Origin of the sequence: Pseudomonas sp. FG1 (assembly GCF_034313875.1) — a bacterium.
Taxonomy (GTDB): domain Bacteria; phylum Pseudomonadota; class Gammaproteobacteria; order Pseudomonadales; family Pseudomonadaceae; genus Aquipseudomonas; species Aquipseudomonas veronii.
The window spans coordinates 5,804,042-5,821,405 of sequence record NZ_JAVIWP010000001.1; the positions used below are offsets into that span (position 1 = coordinate 5,804,042).

16 protein-coding genes are annotated in these 17,364 nt (G+C 62.1%); 6 read left to right on the plus strand and 10 right to left on the minus strand.

The features are described 5' to 3' along the window. Positions 1-379: 379 nt before the first annotated feature. Entirely contained in the window at positions 380-1,561 is a 1,182-nt protein-coding gene (locus RGV59_RS26645) for a PD-(D/E)XK nuclease family protein (RefSeq protein ID WP_126587166.1), read from the minus strand. 134 nt (positions 1,562-1,695) lie between these two features. On the opposite strand from RGV59_RS26645, the gene RGV59_RS26650 reads away from it, so the two are divergent. After that, on the plus strand, positions 1,696-1,842 hold the full coding sequence (locus RGV59_RS26650) for a DUF2986 domain-containing protein (RefSeq protein ID WP_017849362.1): 147 nt from the start codon (positions 1,696-1,698) through the stop codon (positions 1,840-1,842). Between the two features lie 24 nt (positions 1,843-1,866). Here RGV59_RS26650 and RGV59_RS26655 read toward each other — a convergent pair whose 3' ends face one another. The 9 genes from RGV59_RS26655 to RGV59_RS26695 all read right to left on the minus strand — a co-directional run bounded on the left by RGV59_RS26655 (position 1,867) and on the right by RGV59_RS26695 (position 12,089). Beyond that, the gene (locus tag RGV59_RS26655; protein WP_017849363.1) at positions 1,867-3,924 is read right to left on the minus strand and encodes a methyl-accepting chemotaxis protein; all 2,058 of its coding nucleotides are present in this window, start codon (positions 3,922-3,924) and stop codon (positions 1,867-1,869) included. A 241-nt stretch (positions 3,925-4,165) separates the two neighbouring features. Then, positions 4,166-4,861, minus strand: coding sequence for a tRNA (adenine(22)-N(1))-methyltransferase (locus tag RGV59_RS26660; protein WP_126587167.1), 696 nt, complete (start codon positions 4,859-4,861; stop codon positions 4,166-4,168). Positions 4,862-4,899: 38 nt separating this feature from the next. Continuing rightward, complete coding sequence (gene argE / locus RGV59_RS26665) at positions 4,900-6,051, minus strand: acetylornithine deacetylase (protein ID WP_126587168.1); 1,152 nt, start codon at positions 6,049-6,051, stop codon at positions 4,900-4,902. Continuing rightward, complete coding sequence (locus RGV59_RS26670; protein ID WP_017849366.1) at positions 6,048-6,725, minus strand: DUF1028 domain-containing protein; 678 nt, start codon at positions 6,723-6,725, stop codon at positions 6,048-6,050. The genes argE and RGV59_RS26670 overlap by 4 nt, the downstream gene beginning before the upstream one ends. A 9-nt stretch (positions 6,726-6,734) precedes the next feature. Continuing rightward, positions 6,735-7,466, minus strand: a complete 732-nt coding sequence (locus tag RGV59_RS26675) for a class II aldolase and adducin N-terminal domain-containing protein (protein ID WP_126587170.1) — start codon at positions 7,464-7,466, stop codon at positions 6,735-6,737. A gap of 50 nt (positions 7,467-7,516) precedes the next feature. Continuing rightward, positions 7,517-8,347: an ABC transporter substrate-binding protein gene (locus RGV59_RS26680; protein WP_057005960.1), complete on the minus strand. Its 831-nt coding sequence runs from the start codon at positions 8,345-8,347 to the stop codon at positions 7,517-7,519. Positions 8,348-8,375: 28 nt separating this feature from the next. Further along, positions 8,376-9,248, minus strand: a complete 873-nt coding sequence (locus tag RGV59_RS26685; protein WP_017849369.1) for a phytanoyl-CoA dioxygenase family protein — start codon at positions 9,246-9,248, stop codon at positions 8,376-8,378. A 25-nt stretch (positions 9,249-9,273) separates the two neighbouring features. Beyond that, positions 9,274-10,791: an amino acid ABC transporter permease/ATP-binding protein gene (locus RGV59_RS26690; protein WP_046382612.1), complete on the minus strand. Its 1,518-nt coding sequence runs from the start codon at positions 10,789-10,791 to the stop codon at positions 9,274-9,276. A 323-nt stretch (positions 10,792-11,114) separates the two neighbouring features. Continuing rightward, positions 11,115-12,089 carry a LysR family transcriptional regulator gene (locus tag RGV59_RS26695; protein WP_017849371.1) on the minus strand — a complete coding sequence of 325 codons (975 nt, stop codon included), beginning with the start codon at positions 12,087-12,089 and terminating at the stop codon, positions 11,115-11,117. Between the two features lie 196 nt (positions 12,090-12,285). On the opposite strand from RGV59_RS26695, the gene RGV59_RS26700 reads away from it, so the two are divergent. From RGV59_RS26700 to RGV59_RS26720, 5 genes are all read left to right on the plus strand, one after another. Further along, positions 12,286-12,708, plus strand: coding sequence for a RidA family protein (locus RGV59_RS26700; protein ID WP_017849372.1), 423 nt, complete (start codon positions 12,286-12,288; stop codon positions 12,706-12,708). 54 nt (positions 12,709-12,762) lie between these two features. Continuing rightward, a complete protein-coding gene (locus RGV59_RS26705; protein WP_104902742.1) occupies positions 12,763-13,212 on the plus strand; it encodes a type II 3-dehydroquinate dehydratase in 450 nt (149 codons plus the stop codon). An 88-nt stretch (positions 13,213-13,300) separates the two neighbouring features. Next, positions 13,301-14,551, plus strand: a complete 1,251-nt coding sequence (locus RGV59_RS26710) for an NAD(P)/FAD-dependent oxidoreductase (RefSeq protein ID WP_322247121.1) — start codon at positions 13,301-13,303, stop codon at positions 14,549-14,551. 75 nt (positions 14,552-14,626) lie between these two features. Further along, complete coding sequence (locus tag RGV59_RS26715) at positions 14,627-14,983, plus strand: VOC family protein (protein WP_017849375.1); 357 nt, start codon at positions 14,627-14,629, stop codon at positions 14,981-14,983. Positions 14,984-15,324: 341 nt separating this feature from the next. Next, entirely contained in the window at positions 15,325-17,346 is a 2,022-nt protein-coding gene (locus RGV59_RS26720) for an FIST N-terminal domain-containing protein (RefSeq protein ID WP_126587172.1), read from the plus strand. Positions 17,347-17,364: the final 18 nt, after the last annotated feature.

Sequence of the window (17,364 nt, forward strand, 5' to 3'; positions counted from 1 at the left end):
TCAGCAATCGTTGGTTACATCTTTGATTTCTCGCGGAGTAACTTGTGATGCTGATAATCTTGTTGACTATCAGTCTGACTCCACAAGCACCCACACGAATTGCTTGATTCAGTTGTTAAAGAGCGGTTGGTTAAGATCTTTCGTCTCAACCGAGGAGCGCACTCTACAGCACACCCTTCGAAGTAGCAACCCTAAAAGTTTTTAATTTTATCAACGAAATCAATTACTTAAGCCAGACCAGCAGCGAACTGCTCGTTAGCGGGAGGCAAATAATACAGGATTAAATTACGCGGTCAACCCCCAGATCAAAATTCTTTTCCCTACTCAGGCTCAGGAGTCTGAGTAGGGCAAGTAGCTGTCCAGCCGCGCAGCCCCAAGCCTAACCTGGCTGATCGACCGCCATGCGGCCCGCGCCCGACGCTGCTGCGCCGTAGAGTTCACGCGCCTTGTACCAGAGGTCGTAAAGGTCGTCTGCCATGCGCTCTGCCGCTTGCGCTCGCATCCCCGATGCAAGCAGTGTCATCAGGTGCTCGTCGCTGGGGTGTTTCATATTGAGTTCGGTGGTGAAGCGCCAGAGCAAGCCATTTTCGCTGACGCCATCGTTCTCCAACAACAGCGTCAGCATTTCCAGTTGCCCGAAATCGCGAGGATGGGATTCGGCATCGCAGCAATAGCCACAATAGAAGCGATGATTAAGCTCGATGTAGACCGAGCCCGCCATAAAGCCCAGCTCGTAGTGAAGGCCGTAATAACGGTTATTCTTGGCCGCGCTGTAGTAACGGTCGATAACCGCCGCGGTGGGCGCTTCAGAGGGCTTGGGCAGCGCGGGGTATTTATCTTCGACGCACTTGGCAACGGCTTGCCAGAGTTCCAGTTGCAGGTCTTTGAGCGTCTCGGTGAAGGCTCTCTGCAGGTCCTTGACCACGAGCAGGTTGTTGTCCTGGCGTAACGTCTGCTTGAGCGCGTCCATGTAGGCGTGTCCTTGGTTCTGGAAAGTCAGTTTTGCGATGAGGTCAATGTACTGCAGCAGGCTTTCTCGCACGCCCGCTTCGCGGATCACCCAAGGTTGGCATTGCTCAAGCCAAGGCAGGATGTCGGCGGCGTAGCTGATGCGTTGGTAGTCGATGCCCAGGCAACTGCGCGTGTCGGCGTCGCGCCCGTCCAGGGTGAGGTACAACGGCGGGAACGTCTGGTAGCCCTCGCCCTGGAGCGCTTCCAGGTAACGGTGCAACTGGGCGTCCTGGTCCTCGGCGTTGAGCTTGTTCTCAATGATGATCGCCTGGCGCTTGCCGTTGCGGATCAGGATGTCGACATTGCGGTACTCGACATCCACCGTGACAGCGCGACAATCGAAGCCTTCTATATTCAACGCCGCGAGCCACAGCTCCAGCAGTTTCCCGCCCGCGGCGTGGGCGCCCTTGGGGTTGAGCAAAAAAGCCAGGTAGCGAGAGTGCAGGCGGACCTCGTCCGAAGCACTGCGCAACAGCGTGAACAGGTTGAAGGGTTCAGGGCGATGAAGCGTGGCCCTGAGTGAGGCGGCGCGAGTGATCAATAGGTGCAAGGCTCATCTCCTTGTGCTTGCGATGCCTGAGAATGAGGCATTGTGCCACTATTTTATGACACCGCACCGTCAAAATCGGGCCCATTGTTTTTAGCTGATATCATTCGAGAATTGACCAGGTAGGTGAGACCAACATGAACCGTCGTAAAAAGATCAATCAGCTATTAAAGGCCAACGCGAAAAAGGCCAGCGCCAAATTGGCGCCGAAAACCAAGGACAAGTACATCAGCAAGGCTGACCGATTGAAACTCGAGGTAGAGTCCAGTCAGGACACAAACTAGACCGGCTTACACCCGGCGGCCTATTCAGCTCAGGCGGAAACGTGCGGTGTTGTCACTCAGCGCACGACTGCCCTTGCTCAACGTATCCGCTGCCTGATTCACCGCCCGCGCGCCATCGAGCAAGCGCCCCGCCGCCTGGTCCACTTGCTGGATATTGCCGCTCACCTCGTCCGCCGTCGTCGCTTGTTCTTCCACCGCCGCCGCGATGTGCGCCAGGGTGTCGGTGACGTTCTGCACGGCTCCAGCGATCTCGCCCAGCCGCGCGCCCAGCCCGGTAACGGATTCGGCATCGGTCAGCGCCTGGGCACAGGCGACGCTCATCAGTGTGACGGCCTGGCTGACCGTGGCGCGCAGGCTGTCGACGGTGCCGGCGATTTGCGCGGTGGAGGCCTGGGTGCGTTGCGACAGGCTGCGCACTTCATCGGCGACCACGGCAAACCCCCTGCCCTGTTCGCCGGCCCGCGCGGCTTCGATGGCGGCGTTGAGTGCCAACAGGTTGGTTTGCTCGGCGATACCTCGAATGGTGTCGACCACCGACTGAATCTGCTGGCCCTGTTGGCTCACTTGCTCCAGGGCGTTGGCGGTGTCGGTCAGGCGCTGGTTGAGTTGCTGGATGCTCGCCGTGGTGCGCTGGCTGTCGCGGCTGCTGTCTTCAGCGATGCGGCGGGTGTGTTGGGCGCTGCCGGAGGCTTGCTCACAACTTTTGGCGACGCCCATGGAGGTGGCGGCCAATTGCGTCGCCGCCGCAGCGATCTGGCTGATCTGGTGTTGCTGGTCTTCGACGTCGCTGAGGGTGCTGCCCGACTGCGAATTGAGCGTAAGCACCGCCGACCCGAGTTGCTGAGTCTCGTGATTGACCCCCAGCAGGCTGGTACGCAGTTGCACCACCGCCACGTTGAGCGCCGCGCTGATCGCCGCCAGCTCATCGCGACCGTCCACAGCCACTTCCACACACAGGTTGCCGTCGCGCAACGACTCAGCCAGCGTGGTGATACCGCTGGCACTGCGGCGGATCGAGGCTTGCAGGCACATGAACAGGTACAGCGCCGCCAGGGCCAGCAGGCTGAAAACAGCCGCTACGGGGATGAATTGCTGCAAGGAGCGGTCGTGGTAATGGGTCAGGCGCGCATCCAGCGAGCCGAGCGATTGCTTGCGCAACGCGCCCAGGCTGCCGAGCATGGTGTCGACACTGCGCTCGAAACTGGCAGGGTCAAGCTTGATGGTGCCGCCAAACACGCCGTCGTCGAGCACTTTGAGCTCGCTGTCCAGTTGTTGCAGGCTGTTGTCGTACTGCGCGGTCCAGGGTTCCAGGCCGGCGTATGGCTTGGCCTTGAGCGATGCCGCTGCCTTGACCAACTGGTCCCGCGCATCGCCGATACGGCCGCGCAGGTCGCGCATCTGCAAGCGGCTTTGCAAGGTGAACTGGCCCGAGGCGATGGACGACTGACCAATACTGGCCATGCGCCCGATACGCTCGATCAGGTCCGGCGTGTGCTGGCTGGAAATCTGCATCAGCAGGTAAGTCTCCAACCAGGGGTCGAGGATCAGGCCGGCGTCGAGGGTGATCTGTTCACGCAGGGTTTGCATGGCGCTCAGCGCCGAGGTGAAGCGGTCGTAGCCGTCTGGCCACCAGCCGACGGTGCGCAGGGATTGCACATCCATCCCCTTGACCGCTGCCTGCAACGCATCGAAGCGGGCCAGGGTATCGGCGCTCGCGCCCTGTTTCTTGAGCGCGTCGCCCAGGGCTTGCAGGCTTTGCAGGATGAGCGGGTTGTTCGCATCCACCTGGTCCATCGCCGCCTTGGCTGCGGGAGTCGGTTCACGCAGCAGGTCCAGCGCTTTCCAGCGCGACGCCAGGTTGCGTTGGGCCGTTAATTGGCCATCTAGCGCGTCCAGGGTCAGCAGTTGAGAAACGCCGGACTTTTCGCTGGAAATCACCGCGAGTTTGTCGCGATAGTCCAGCCCGATCATCCAGAGGCTCCCGGCCAAGGGCAGCATGAACAGAATAAACAGAATCTGGAATTTGCGTGCGAAGCCGAAACGTCCGAGCAGGCGGATACCGGGTGACAAAAGACTGTGCATGGCCGACTACTCCCTAAAACCACCCACACGCGGCAACGATGGGTGACGCCTTGAAATGACTAACGGCAAAGTGCCATGTCATTGATTGGGAAGGCTCAAGCAAGATACGGGCCGCAGAGAGCGCCCCCCTGAACAGGCGGTGCGACACCCGAAAAATCGTGTGCCGTGCGCGAAGATGGGGCGAAAGCACTCAGCGTCGGGAACGACCGCGTAGCGAGTGGGTTCGATCAACCCGCTGCGCTCACGCCAGCAACGCGGTGATCCACTGCACTTGCCGGGCGACCTCTTGCACCTTGGCCGGCGGTAACGCCTGGCGGGCCTGTTCGAAACCGGCCAGGGTTTTCTGCTTTTGCCGCAGCAGGCGTTGCCACTTGGCCAGGAAGTCCGGGCTGCGGGCCTGCAGGTGCAGCGGGCCGAAGTACAACTCCTCGGCACTGTACACCCGCGGTTCGGCGCGCTCGGCGACGATGATCTCGTAGTAGAAGCGGTTTTCCCGCAACAACTCTTCGACCAGGATGCGGTAACCGTTGTCCATCAGCCATTGGCGCAACGGTTGTTCACCGCCGTTGGGTTGCAGGATCAGGCGCTCCTGGCCGGTGAGATAGGCCTTGCCGCTGTCGAGGATGTCGCGGATGGTCTCGCCGCCCATGCCGCAGACGCTGATCGCACTGATCGCGTCGCCGGGTTCGATGGCTGCCAGGCCATCGGCCAGGCGCACGCTGACATGTCGCTCCAGGCCATTTTCACGCACGGTGCGTTCGGCGGCCTGGAATGGCGTCGCGGCCACCTCCCCCGCCACCGCCGCCGCGATCAGGCCGCGGCGCAGCAACGCCACCGGCAGGTAGCCATGGTCGGAGCCGATATCCGCCAACCGCGCCCCGGCCGGTACATGCGCCGCCACGCGTTCCAGGCGCATGGACAATGTGTGTTCGTTCAACTGGGGCCCCTTCTTCACCACGAGTGTCAGTGCGAGGGCTATTGACGCACAAACTCCACCACCCGCTCCAGCATTCGATCACAGGCATCCAGTTGTTGCAGGCTGATGAATTCATCCGCCTTGTGCCCCTGCTCCATGCTGCCCGGCCCGCATACCACGGTGGGAATCCCCGCCTGATCGAACAACCCGCCCTCGCTGCCGAAGGCGACGGTACCGAAGTCCCGCGAACCGCAAAACTGCGCGACCCACTCAGCGGCCTGGCTTTGCGACGAAGTCGCCAACCCCGGATAGCTGGACAACTCACTGAAACCGATCGCGCACTGCGCACTCACCGCCTGCATCGCCGGCAGCAGGGTATGCTCGGCATACAACCGTAACTGGTGCGCCACCTGCCACGGGTCCTGGGCCGGCAGCGAGCGCACTTCGAAATCGAAGCTGCACTGCTGCGGCACGATATTCAGCGCCTTGCCGCCGCTCATCACCCCGGTTTGCACCGTGGAAAACGGCGGATCGAACGCCGCGTTCAGGTGTTGCGGCGCCTTGAGTTCTTCACCGAGCCGCACCAGCTCCCGGATCAAGCAGGCCGCGTATTCGATGGCGTTGACGCCCGACGGCGCATAGGCCGAATGACACGCCGCGCCATGCACATCGCAACGCATGGCCAATTTGCCTTTGTGCCCCAGCACCGGCTTGAGCTCGGTGGGCTCGCCGATCACGCACAACAGCGGCTTGACCGGCTGCGCGCAAAACCGTTCGATCAATGAACGCACGCCCAGGCACCCCACCTCCTCGTCATAGGACAGCGCGATATGCACCGGCATGCGCAACGACGCCCGCACCAGCGCCGGCACACAGGACAACACACAGGCGATATAGCCCTTCATGTCGGCGGTGCCACGCCCGTACAATTTGCCGTCTTGTTCGGTGAGGTCGAACGGCGCCACGCTCCAGCGCTGGCCGTCCACCGGCACCCCATCGGTATGCCCGGACAACACGATGCCGGGCACATCCGCCGGGCCGATGGTCGCCAGCAGGTTGGCCTTGTTCTTGTGTTCGTTGAACACCAGTTCACAGGCGACGCCGTGGCCCTGCAAATAAGTACGCACGAAGTCGATCAACGCGAGGTTGGATTCGCGGCTGGTGGTGTCGAAACGCACCAGTTGCGCCAGCAGGTCACGGCTGTGGCTCATCGGTCATCTCCCGGCACCGCATAGCCCGGCGCGATGTGCGGGTGCAGGGCGCGGTCGAGGTAGTCTTGCAGTTGCCCGCGATAGGCCTGCCACAACTGATCGAGGGCGCCGATCGGCTCGGCATCGGCCCAGTCCACGCGCAGATTGACGATGGGCCAGAGCAGATCGTCGACCACCACCAGGGCCGCCGAATGCACCGGCCCCGCTTCGCCGCCGAGGGCCTGGCCTGCGTGCATCGCGGCGAGCAGCCGGTCAGCCAGATGCCCCGAGGCGTTTTCGAACGCGCCGACCATCGCGGCAATCACACCGGGATTGGCCAGCATGTTCCCCGCCGCGACGCATTGCTCGCCGCTCTGCGCGGCATGCAGGCCGAGGGTCTGCGCGCCGCTGAAGTGCGCGGTGCGGCCCAGCCGATCGATCACCGTCACCTGCCGATAGTCGCGATGGTCCTGCCCGGCGAACACTGCCGCCACGGCTTCACTCGGCGTCATGCCCTGCTCCAGCAGGTCGAGAATCTGCGGGCCCAGGCTCGGCAAAGTGATGTTCTGCGACGCCACCGCGCCCACACCGGGGCGCAGCCACGGGCAACGCGCGCCCACGGCGATGCTCGACGAACTGATGGCGATCCCCAACTGGCCCGTCTCGGCACAGCGGGCAACAACGGAAAAGGTCATAGCGCTTCCTCAGTCGAGCACCGACGCATCGGCATCGATCATCATTTGCTTCATTTCTTCAAAATGCTGGCGCGAGAAATCGGTGATGCCTTCCCAGCCCCGCGCGGTTTTTTCCGCCACTTCATCGGACAACACCCGCAGCGGCTGCCCGGTGGACCACGCCGTGACGAGGATCTGGCAGGCGCGCTCCAGGGTCCAGATATCGTCGAACGCTTCACCGATGGACGAAGCGGTCACCATCACGCCATGGTTGCCCATCAACAGGCGGCTCTTGCCGTCGAGCAGGCCGACCAGGCGCGCGCCTTCGGCTTCGGTATCGGCCATGCCGCCGTAGAGTTCGTCCACCGCCACGCGGTTGAAATAGCGCGCGGTGTTCTGGTCGATCGCCGGGATGTGCGGCTTGGCCAGGCACGCCACCGCCGTGGTGTAGACCGGGTGCAGGTGCAGCACGGCGCGGGTGTGCGGCAGCAGTTGGTGGATCTGCCCGTGGATCGACCAGGCGGTGGCGTCCACGTTCGGGTGGTCGGCACAGCTGGGGTCATCGGCGTTCAATAGCAGCAGGTCGCTGGCGCGAATGCGCGAGAAGTGCTTCCACTTCGGGTTGAGCAAAAACTGTTTGCCATCGGCCGACACGGCAGCGCTGAAGTGGTTGGCCACCGCTTCGTGCATGCCCAGGTGGGCGACGATGCGAAAGGTCGCTGCCAGGTCGATGCGCGTCTGTTCTTCGAGGGATAACGCCATGGATCGGTCTCCGCAGGGCGCGACCGCAAGACAGCGGCCGCGCAATAGGCTTACTTGGGCATCAGCGCCGCAAGGTCGGCATCGGTGGGGGCCTCGAAGTTGTACTTCTTGAGCAAGGCCGCGTATTCCGGCGTGGCGCGGTACTTCTCCAGGCCGTCGAGCAAGGCTTTTTTCACCGTGTCGTTGCCCTTCTTCACGCCGAAGCCGTTCAGCACCGGGTAGATCAAGGCGTCGGAGGAAATCACCACGCGGCTGCCCAGCTTGTCGATCACGCCACGGGCCACGGCCGCGTCGGTGATCTGCGCTTCGACCGCATGGGCCAGCAACGCCTGGGTGGTTTGCGGGTCGGTGCTGTACTCGCTGATCTGGATCGGCTTCAAGCCCTTGGCCACGCAGTACTCGGCCGACAGTTTGTTCATCTGCGCGAGCCAGGACGTAGCGCCCATGGAGCCGATCTTGTGGCCGCAGAATTCTTCCGGGGTCTTGGGTTGGAAAGCACTATCCTTGAGGGTCAGGATCGACTCACCGCTTTTCAGGTAGGGGATCATGTCGATGACCTTGACCCGCTCGGCGGTGATGTACATCGACGAGTTGGTCACATCGAAACGCCCGGCCTGCAGGCCGGTGATCAGGTTGGGAAAACGCGTGTCGAGGGTCTCGACCTTGCGCCCCATGACCTTGCCCAGGCCGTCCATGAACTCGATATCGAAGCCCGCTGGCTTGTTGTTATCCATGTACTCATAGGGGAAGAACGTCACATCGGAACCGGCGATGATCTTGCCGTCCTGCTGGAACGCCGAAGCCGCCAACGAGGTCATCGCAACCGCTGCGCCCAGCAGGCACACGGCAAGGGGACGAACACTTTTACGAAACGCTGTCATGGTCAATACCTGCAAGGGGGTTGGGAGGTTAGGCAGTGGCAGAATCTTGTCCGGCCTGTTGCACGAAGAAAGACGCGCCACGGGGTTTCTGCGGCAAGCGCAGTTGGTTGTCCGTGGAACGTATCAAGCCACTTTCTTCACCGGCCACCAGCAGGCCGGCATGTGCGCTGGGCAGAGGGTTTTCGCCGAATGGCAGCGCGTCTTCAGCGGCGTAGACGCTGATGAACAGGGTGCGCGGCAGTTCGGTCTCGTTAGGGCTGGAGGCATGCAAAAGCCGGGTGTGCATGAAGCACACGGAACCGGCCGGGCCGTAGCAGGCGACCGGTTGCCGACAGTGTTGCGCGACCACGGCGTCGTCCACCGCGCCGGTGAAACGCTGGTTCTGCCAGTGCGACCACAACGGGCCTTTATGGCTGCCGGGGATCACATTCAGCGGGCCGTTTTGCGGGGTCACTTCGCTGACCATCAGCAAGGCGGTGATGATGTCGTCGTTGCTGTGGGGCGTGAATAGAAAGTCCTGGTGCCACTTCACCTGGGTCGCGGTGCGGGGCAGCTTCGAGTTGATCTTGCTGTGGTGAAAGCGCGTGCCACTGGCGCCGATCAACTGCGCGGAAATCGCCGCCATGCGTGAATGCAACGCCACGCGCTCATACACCGGGGAAATCTCGGTGGGCGAACTGACCCGCCGCAGCGACGGGTGATCGGCGCGATGGTCGCCCTCCAGATCGAAGCGTGCGCGGCCATCCACGGTGGTGCCCCAGCCCTGGTCATGGCGGCGACTTTCTTCTACCCATTGGTCGAAGTCGTGCTGCAACGCGGCCACTTCGTCCATCGACAACACGCCTTCCACCACCAGGTAGCCATCGCGCTGGAACTGCTCGATTTGATGTTGCTCGATCATTTTGTTTTTCCTGAACGTTAGAGGGTCACGCCAGCGAGACGTCCTTGAGGAACGCCTCCACGCGTGGGTTCTGGCCGCTGCGCAATACCGCAGGCGTGTCGTCGCAGACCACACGCCCCTTCTCCATGAACACGATCCGATCGGAGACCTTGAACGCGAAATTCATCTCGTGGGTGACGATCACCATGGTGATGCCCTCCTCGGCCAAGGCTTCGATGACTTGCAGCACTTCGTTGACTTTCTCCGGGTCGAGCGCCGAGGTGGGCTCGTCGAACAGCATGATCTGCGGGCGCATCATCAACGCGCGGGCGATCGCCACGCGTTGCTGCTGGCCGCCGGAGAGTTGGTGCGGGTACTTCCAGGCGTGGTCGAGCATGCCAACCTTGTGCAGCAGCGCGTAGGCCTGTTGCTTGAGCGCGTCGGTACGCCCCAGGCCGTGGTATTTCGGCGCCATCAGCAGGTTGTCGAGCACGCTCAAGTGCGGGAACAGATTGAAGCTCTGGAACACCATGCCGATGTTCAGGCGATGCTCGGCGTGTTCGACGTACTGCGGTTTCTGCGCGCCGGTTTTGTTCAGGTGGATGAACGGCTGGCCGTTGATCTTGATCTCGCCGTTGTCCAGTTGCTCCAGGCCGTTGAGCAGGCGAATCAAGGTGGTTTTGCCCGACCCCGACGGCCCGATCACCGACACCACTTCACCGGGCTGGACCTGCAGGTTGACCGAGCCCAGCACCTCGATGTCGTTGTAGGCCTTGTGCAGCCGCGTGGCTTGCAGCGCCGGGGCCCCGGTGGTTGCCGGACGTTGCAGCGCAACCCGTTGTTGCGTGGCCAGCGCCAGCACCGCCGCATCGGGAACCCGCGACACATTGCGTTGGTTGACGTCGAGAAAGCGCTCCAGGCGTTTGAGCAGGAAGTCGAACACGGTGACGATAAACACGTAGAAAAACGCCACCGCCGCCATGGTTTCGATCACCAGGAAGTTCTGCGAATACAGGCGCTGGCCGACCATCAGGATTTCCGTCAGCGAGATCACCGACACCAGCGAGGTGAGCTTGACGATGGAGATGTATTCGTTGGCCAGGGACGGCAGCGCCACCCGCACGGCCTGGGGGATCACCACGCGCCATTGGGTGCCGAAAAACTTCAAGCCCAACGCCCGCGCTGCCTCACCCTGGCCTTTGGGGATCGAGAGCAGACCGCCGCGATGGATCTCGGCCACATACGCCGTTTCGCAAATCACCAGGGCCAACAGGCCGGACCAGAACGGGTCGGCCAGAATCGCCGACGTGCCGGGCAGCGCTTGCGGCAGGTTGTAGATAAAGATCAACAGCACCAACAACGGCAGGCTGCGGAACAGCCAGATATAGCCACGCGCAGGAACGCTGAGCAGCCCATGCCTGGATTGCTTGGCCAGCGCCAGCAGAAAGCCCAGACCGATGCTCAAGACCCAGGTCAGGGTGCTGAGCTTGATCACCGTCCACGTTGCGCGCCAGAACTCGGCGTCACCCAGCAGCCCCAACATATAATTCCAGTCGAATGTCATCGTCGCGCTGCCCTGCCCCAAAAGAAGGAAATTGATCTGCGTCAATGAAATCAGAGTCGTGGGGACGGGCCCTTGGGGTCAATTCGTAAAACCCGGTCCACTGGGTAGGCAGAACCTACGCAGCCCGCCGCCGCCCTCGAAACCACCAAAAACCAATGTGGGAGGGGGCTTGCCCCCGATAGCGGCGCATCAGCAACACATCAGCAAGCTGACCCACTGCAATCGGGGGCAAGCCCCTCCCACATTGGATAGGCTGTAGGCCCTGACCGAAAGGGTGCGCGCCTGAACTCACCGCGCCGAACACGCCACCTTTTGGTGCAAATTCAGCTCACACTGCTGAGCGAGCGCACCGCATGCGGGTCAAAAAAGCTCGGCGGGGCCATGCCGGGGATGTACTGGTCGGACACAAACATGCGGCAGCGCTCGGCAAACGCCGACACCACACGCGACAGCTGGGTGTTGCTCGCCGTGGCGTAGCCCAGCTTCATCGGCCGGTGCGCGCCCGCCAGGCGCAGGCGGATCACGCGTTTGCCGTCCTGGGACAGGTTCGATTTGGGCCGCGCATTCGCGAAGGAATAACCGATCCCATTGCCGACCATGGCGCGCACCGTTTCGAGGTTGGTGGAGCGCATGATGATGTTCGGCGTGGTGCCTGCCTGCATAAACAGGCTGAGGAAATAGTCGCGGCTCCAGGGCGTGTCGAGCAGCACCACCGGGTACGCCTCCAGGTCCTGCATGCTGACTGCCGACAGACTCGCCAGCGGGTGGTACTCGCCGACCATCACATACGGCGGCAGGTGCGCCAGGGGTTGGAAATCGATGTCGGGGCTGGTCACCAGGTCGTAGGTCAGGGCGATGTCCAGCTCGCCACTGCGCAGTTTTTCCAGCAGTTCCTCGTGGTTGCCTTCGGCCTGGGTCAAGCGCACGCCGGGAAACGCACGACCGAAACCAAACACCAGCTCGGGGGTGATCATCGGCGCCAGCGACTCCAGGCAACCCACGCGCAGCGGCCCGCGCACGGTGTTCAACGACTCCGAGGCGATGGTGTAGAGGTTGCTCACCTGCTCCAGGATCTGCTTGGCTTCTTGCATCACCAGGCGCCCCACTGCCGTCAGCGAAATGCCCTGGGCGTGATGCCGGATAAACAGCTGGATGCCCAGCTCGGCCTCCATGTGAGTGATCGCCGCCGAGATCGACGGCGACGAAACATGGATGCGTTCAGCCGCGGCACTGATGCTGCCGGCCTCGCCCGACGCGACGAAATATTCCAGTTGGCGCTGAGTGATACGACTGAGCATCAGGCCTGTACCTCGGTAATGACTGTATGCCCAGCGCGTTGCAGGGTTCATGCCGGGATAGGCGCGGGCCCTGCGCAGGGCGATGACCTGCACGGGCTTCGGTTTTTCCTAAGCACTACCCCGCACAAATGCTGGTTTCGTCCGGCGACCGGCGATGTGAAGCTGACTGCATCCCGCTTCCGACGAGTCGCTCGCCATGCCCACCCATACCCGTATCCGCATGTTCAATACCAAACAGACCTATCCCAACCAGGCGCTGGACAACGACCTGTGCCAGGCCGTGCGCGCCGGCAACACCATCTATGTGCGCGGCCAGATCGGCACCGATTTCGACGGCAACCTGGTCGGCCTCGGCGACCCGCGTGCCCAGGCCGAACAGGCAATGAAAAACGTCAAGCAACTGCTTGAGGAGGCGGGTTCCGACCTGTCCCATATCGTCAAGACCACCACCTATCTGATCGACCCGCGCTACCGCGAGCCGGTGTACCAGGAGGTCGGCAAATGGCTCAAGGGCGTGTTCCCGATTTCCACCGGGCTGGTGATTTCCGGCCTCGGTCAACCGGAGTGGTTGATGGAGATCGATGTGATCGCCGTGGTGCCGGACGACTGGAGCGTATGAAGGCGGCCGACGCCCACCTCGTGCTGCACCTCGCCGAATAAGCCGGAGAACCTCATGCCCCACACCGTGTACTTCCTCAATGGCCCCAACGCCAACCTCTACGGGCTGGGCAAGGACGGCATCTACGGCAGTGCCAGCTTCGCCAGCATCGAAGCGCGTTGCCAGGGCCACGCCGCGGAGTTGGGCCTGACCCTGGACTTTCGCCAGAGCAACCATGAAGGCGTGCTGGTGGACTGGATTCAAGAGGCCCGCCTGAACGCCGACGCCATCGTGATCAACGCCGCCGGGCTGAGCTACAGCTCGGTGCCGATCCTCGATGCGCTGCTGGCGTTCGACGGCCCGATCATCGAAGCGCACATGAGCAATATCTGGAAGCGCGAAAGCTTCCGGCATCACTCCTACGTGTCCAAAGCCGCCACCGGCGTGGTCGCCGGGTTGGGCGCGCTGGGTTACCAACTGGCACTCACGGCGGTGGCCGAACTGCTCGCAGAGCCGCCGCAGTGAACGGAATCACCCACGCGTCCACATTGGCGGTCCACCGCGACCGCGCCCGTTCTTTTCAGACAGACTTCTTACTATTCAGGCCCTTCCTATGTCAGTAGAAACCATCAACACCCTGGTAGTCGGCGCTGGCCAGGCCGGCGTCGCCATGAGCGAACACCTGTCCCTGATGGGCGTGCCGCATATCGTGCTGGAGCGCAGCCGCATCGCCGAGCGCTGGCGTTCGGAGCGCTGGGACTCGCTGGTCGCCAACGGCCCGGCCTGGCACGACCGCTTCCCCGGCCTGAAATTCGAGGGCATCTCCCCCGAAGCCTTCCCGCCCAAGGAGCGCATGGCCGACTACTTCCAAGCCTATGTCGAAATGCTCAACGCCCCGGTGCGTACCGGCGTCGAAGTACAGCAAGTGGAGCGCCATGTCGGGCGCCCCGGCTTCAAGGTGACCACCTCGGCGGGCGTGATCGAGGCCGCTAACGTGGTGGCCGCCACCGGCCCGTTCCAACGCCCCTCGATCCCGGACATCGTCCCCGCCACCGCGCCGCTGCATCAGTTGCATTCCTGCGCCTACAAGAACCCCGGCCAACTGCCCGAAGGCGCCGTGCTGGTGGTCGGCGCCGGGGCCTCCGGCACGCAAATCGCCGAAGAACTGCAAAAGGCCGGCAAAACCGTGTACCTCTCGGTCGGCGAACACTACCGCCCTCCCCGCGCCTATCGCGGCCGCGACTACTGCTGGTGGCTCGGCGCCCTGGGCCTGTGGGACGAAGTCAAAATCCAGCCGAAGAAAAAACACGTGGCCTTTGCCGTCAGCGGCTACGAAGGCGGCAAGACCGTCGACTTCCGCCGCCTCGCGCATCAAGGGATCAACCTGGTGGGCGTCACCGAACAGTGGAACGCAGGCGTCATGACCTTCGCCCCAGGCCTGGCCGCCAACGTGGCGCAGGGCGATCGGGCGTACTTCGACGTACTGCGCGACGCCGATGCGTACATCGAGGCAAACGGCTTGCCGTTCCCCGAAGAACCGCAAGCCTGGGAACTGCTGCCCGACCCGCAGTGCCTGCTGAACCCGACTCTCAGCCTGGACCTGGCCGAAGCCGGCGTGACCACGATTCTATGGGCCACCGGCTTCAAGTTCGACTTCAGCTGGTTGAAGGTGGATGCGTTCGACGAGAACGGCGAACCGTTCCACAAACGCGGGATTTCGGCGCAGAGCGGGATCTACTTCCTGGGCCTGCCAAACCTGGTAAACCGGGCGTCGTCGTTTATCTATGGGGTTTGGCATGATGCGAAGTACGTGGCGGATCACATCGTGTTGCAGAACGAGTACATGGCGTATGGCAAGGCTTAGCGCCTTGCTCCCAGCGCCATTTCAACGCTCGATCCGTTACAATCGCCGCTTTGGACATTCGCCAAGGAGGCAACCATGAGCGTTCGTGGTCAAGATCGACAGATCGACAATATTGAATTCAATGTCAGCGACATTGCCCGCAGCAAAGCCTTCTACGGCAACGCCTTCGGCTGGACGTTCGTCGACTACGGCCCGACCTATACCGAATTCAGCGATGGCCGGCTGACCGGTGGTTTCACCACCGGGGAGCCGGTTCGACCGGGCGGCCCTTTAATCATCTTGTATTCGGACAATCTCGCAGACGCGCAACAGCGGCTCAAGGCTCTGGGCGCGGTGATCTCCCGCGAAACCTTTGCGTTCCCCGGTGGAAGCAGGTTCCACTTCATTGATCCCGACGGCTATGAACTGGCCGTGTGGACCGCGCAACCGTAGATCCAGTTGGAATACCGGCGGCTTCGACACTTTATGTTTGCCGACCTTGAGTTCAATGGCGCCCGCGACCAAAAGACAATTGCGCGCGCAAAGTATATTGGCCTCAATCAATGGGAAATCTGGCTGGAAGATGCCAAGACCGGTGAAGTTATCAGTCAACGCCTACACTGATCCGCGATAAAGGGGGCACACTTATTCGCCAGTTAAATGGCGGCAATAAATTGTCCTGTTCACTTTGTCGCACCCCCTCTGTTACGGCTCCAGCCCCCGCCATATCGGCCGATAACTTGATTAAGCGCAAGCCCAACGCATGCGCCCCTGACTGGATCGAGCCCGCCGCCATGAACCCACTCAACCTTCTAAAAAAAGCCCGGGCCGATCGACAAGGCACCGCCACCCTCACCTGCACCGCCAATGAACTGGAGTCCTCATTGGCCAACCTGCGCATCGCGCCCGTGCTGATCACCGGTTTCATCTCTCCGCACCTGGACATCGACCAGATTGCCGCCAAGCTCAAGCGTCGCTTTCCCCACACCAGCATCAGCCTGTGTACCACCGCTGGCGAGTTGTGCAACGCGGCGAATTCGCTGTATTGCACCACCGGCGAGCGCTGGGACCGGATTGTCCTGCAGTTGTTCGACGACAGTCTGATCGCCTCGGCCGAGGTGGTGATGGTGCCGCTGGAGTGTGAGGACATCCGCAGCGGCGGCAAGCGCATGGGGATGAAGGAGCGGATTGCCAAGCTGACGAGCAATATCAAGCGGGTACAGGCACACACGCCGATCGACCATCGCGACACCCTGGCCTATGTGGTGTTCGATGGGCTGTCCGCGTCGGAGTCGTTTTTCATGGAGGCGCTGTATGAGTCGGGGCGCTTCCCCTGCCTGTTTGTCGGTGGTTCGGCCGGGGGTAAGTTGGATTTCCAGAAAACCCTGATCCATGACGGCCAGCGCAGTTATCAGAACCACGCACAGATCGTGTTCCTGAAAACCGCCGCGAATGTGCGTTTTGGCGTATTTAAAAGCCAGAATTTCAAACCGGCTGACTTGACCTTCAGCGTGCTGACCGCCTCCGAAGAAGACCGCACGATTGACCAGGTGATCGACAGCGCGGGCAATATCAAGAGCATGGTGCAGGCGCTGTGTGACGCATTCAGTTGCGCGCCCCAGGCGCTGGAAGCGAAGTTGGCGGATTTCTCGTTCGCCATCCGCGTGGGCAATGAATTGTTCGTGCGCTCCATCGCACGGATCGACTATGAACAGCAGATCGTCCAGCTGTATTGCGACGTGGCCCCCGGCGAGGAGCTGGTGATGGTGCGGCGCACGCCGTTGCGTGAGGCCACCCGCACGGACTACGCGCAGTTCCTGCGCGGCAAGGGCGGCCAGCCGGTGGCGGGCATTCTCAATGACTGCATTTTGCGCAGGCTGAACAACCCCAGCGAATTGGGCAGCATGGCCGGGACGTTTGGCGATGTGCCGCTGGCGGGGCTGTCGACCTTCGGTGAAATCCTTGGCCTGAACCTGAACCAGACCCTGACCGCGATTTTCTTCTTTCGAGTGGCCAGGGGCGCCAGCTACAGCGACGAATACCTGGACAACTTCATTGCGCACTACGGCGAGTTCAAAGCCTTCTTCCTACGCCGCCAGGTAAATAAACTGGCCGGATTGAACCATGTGGTGGTCAAGCAGATTGCCGCGTTCAAAAACAATGATTTCAGCGGCGCCCTGAATACCCGCGGGCTGGACAGCAATATCCTGCCGGTGTTCGAGGGCCTGGCAGACCTCGGCCAAGTGCTGGCCCAGGCCGAACGTCAACAGGCGGAAATCGCCTCGCAGATCAAGCATTACTCCGGCGAATTGCACGCCTCGATGGACGAACTGGTGGGCACCATCGACCAGCAGAACAGCGTGTCTGCAAAGGCCGGGGCGACGGTCGAGGGCTTGTCCAGCCAGGCGGATGATGCCGTGGTCGGCGCGCGGACCCTGGCCGGTTCGAGTTTGCGTATCCAGTCGATTGTGCAGGTGATTCAGCAAATCGCCGGCCAGACCAACCTGCTGGCGCTCAACGCCGCCATCGAAGCCGCGCGCGCAGGCGACCTGGGCCGCGGTTTTGCGGTGGTGGCGGATGAAGTGCGCAAGCTGGCGGAAATCACCCGCAAGAATGCGGCGGAAATCGGTGTGGATATCGACCTGCTGTCCGGCGAAATCCAGCGTGTTGCCCAGCAGATTGAAGACCAGTCCAGCGGCGTCGGCGCCTTGCGCGAAATGCTCGATGCACTGGAGGCGTCAAGCCGCGCCACCGAGGGGACCGCGCAACGGACCAAGACGATTGCGGATACGCTGACAGGGCTTACGCACGCGTAGGCCCCCACGGGGTCGATG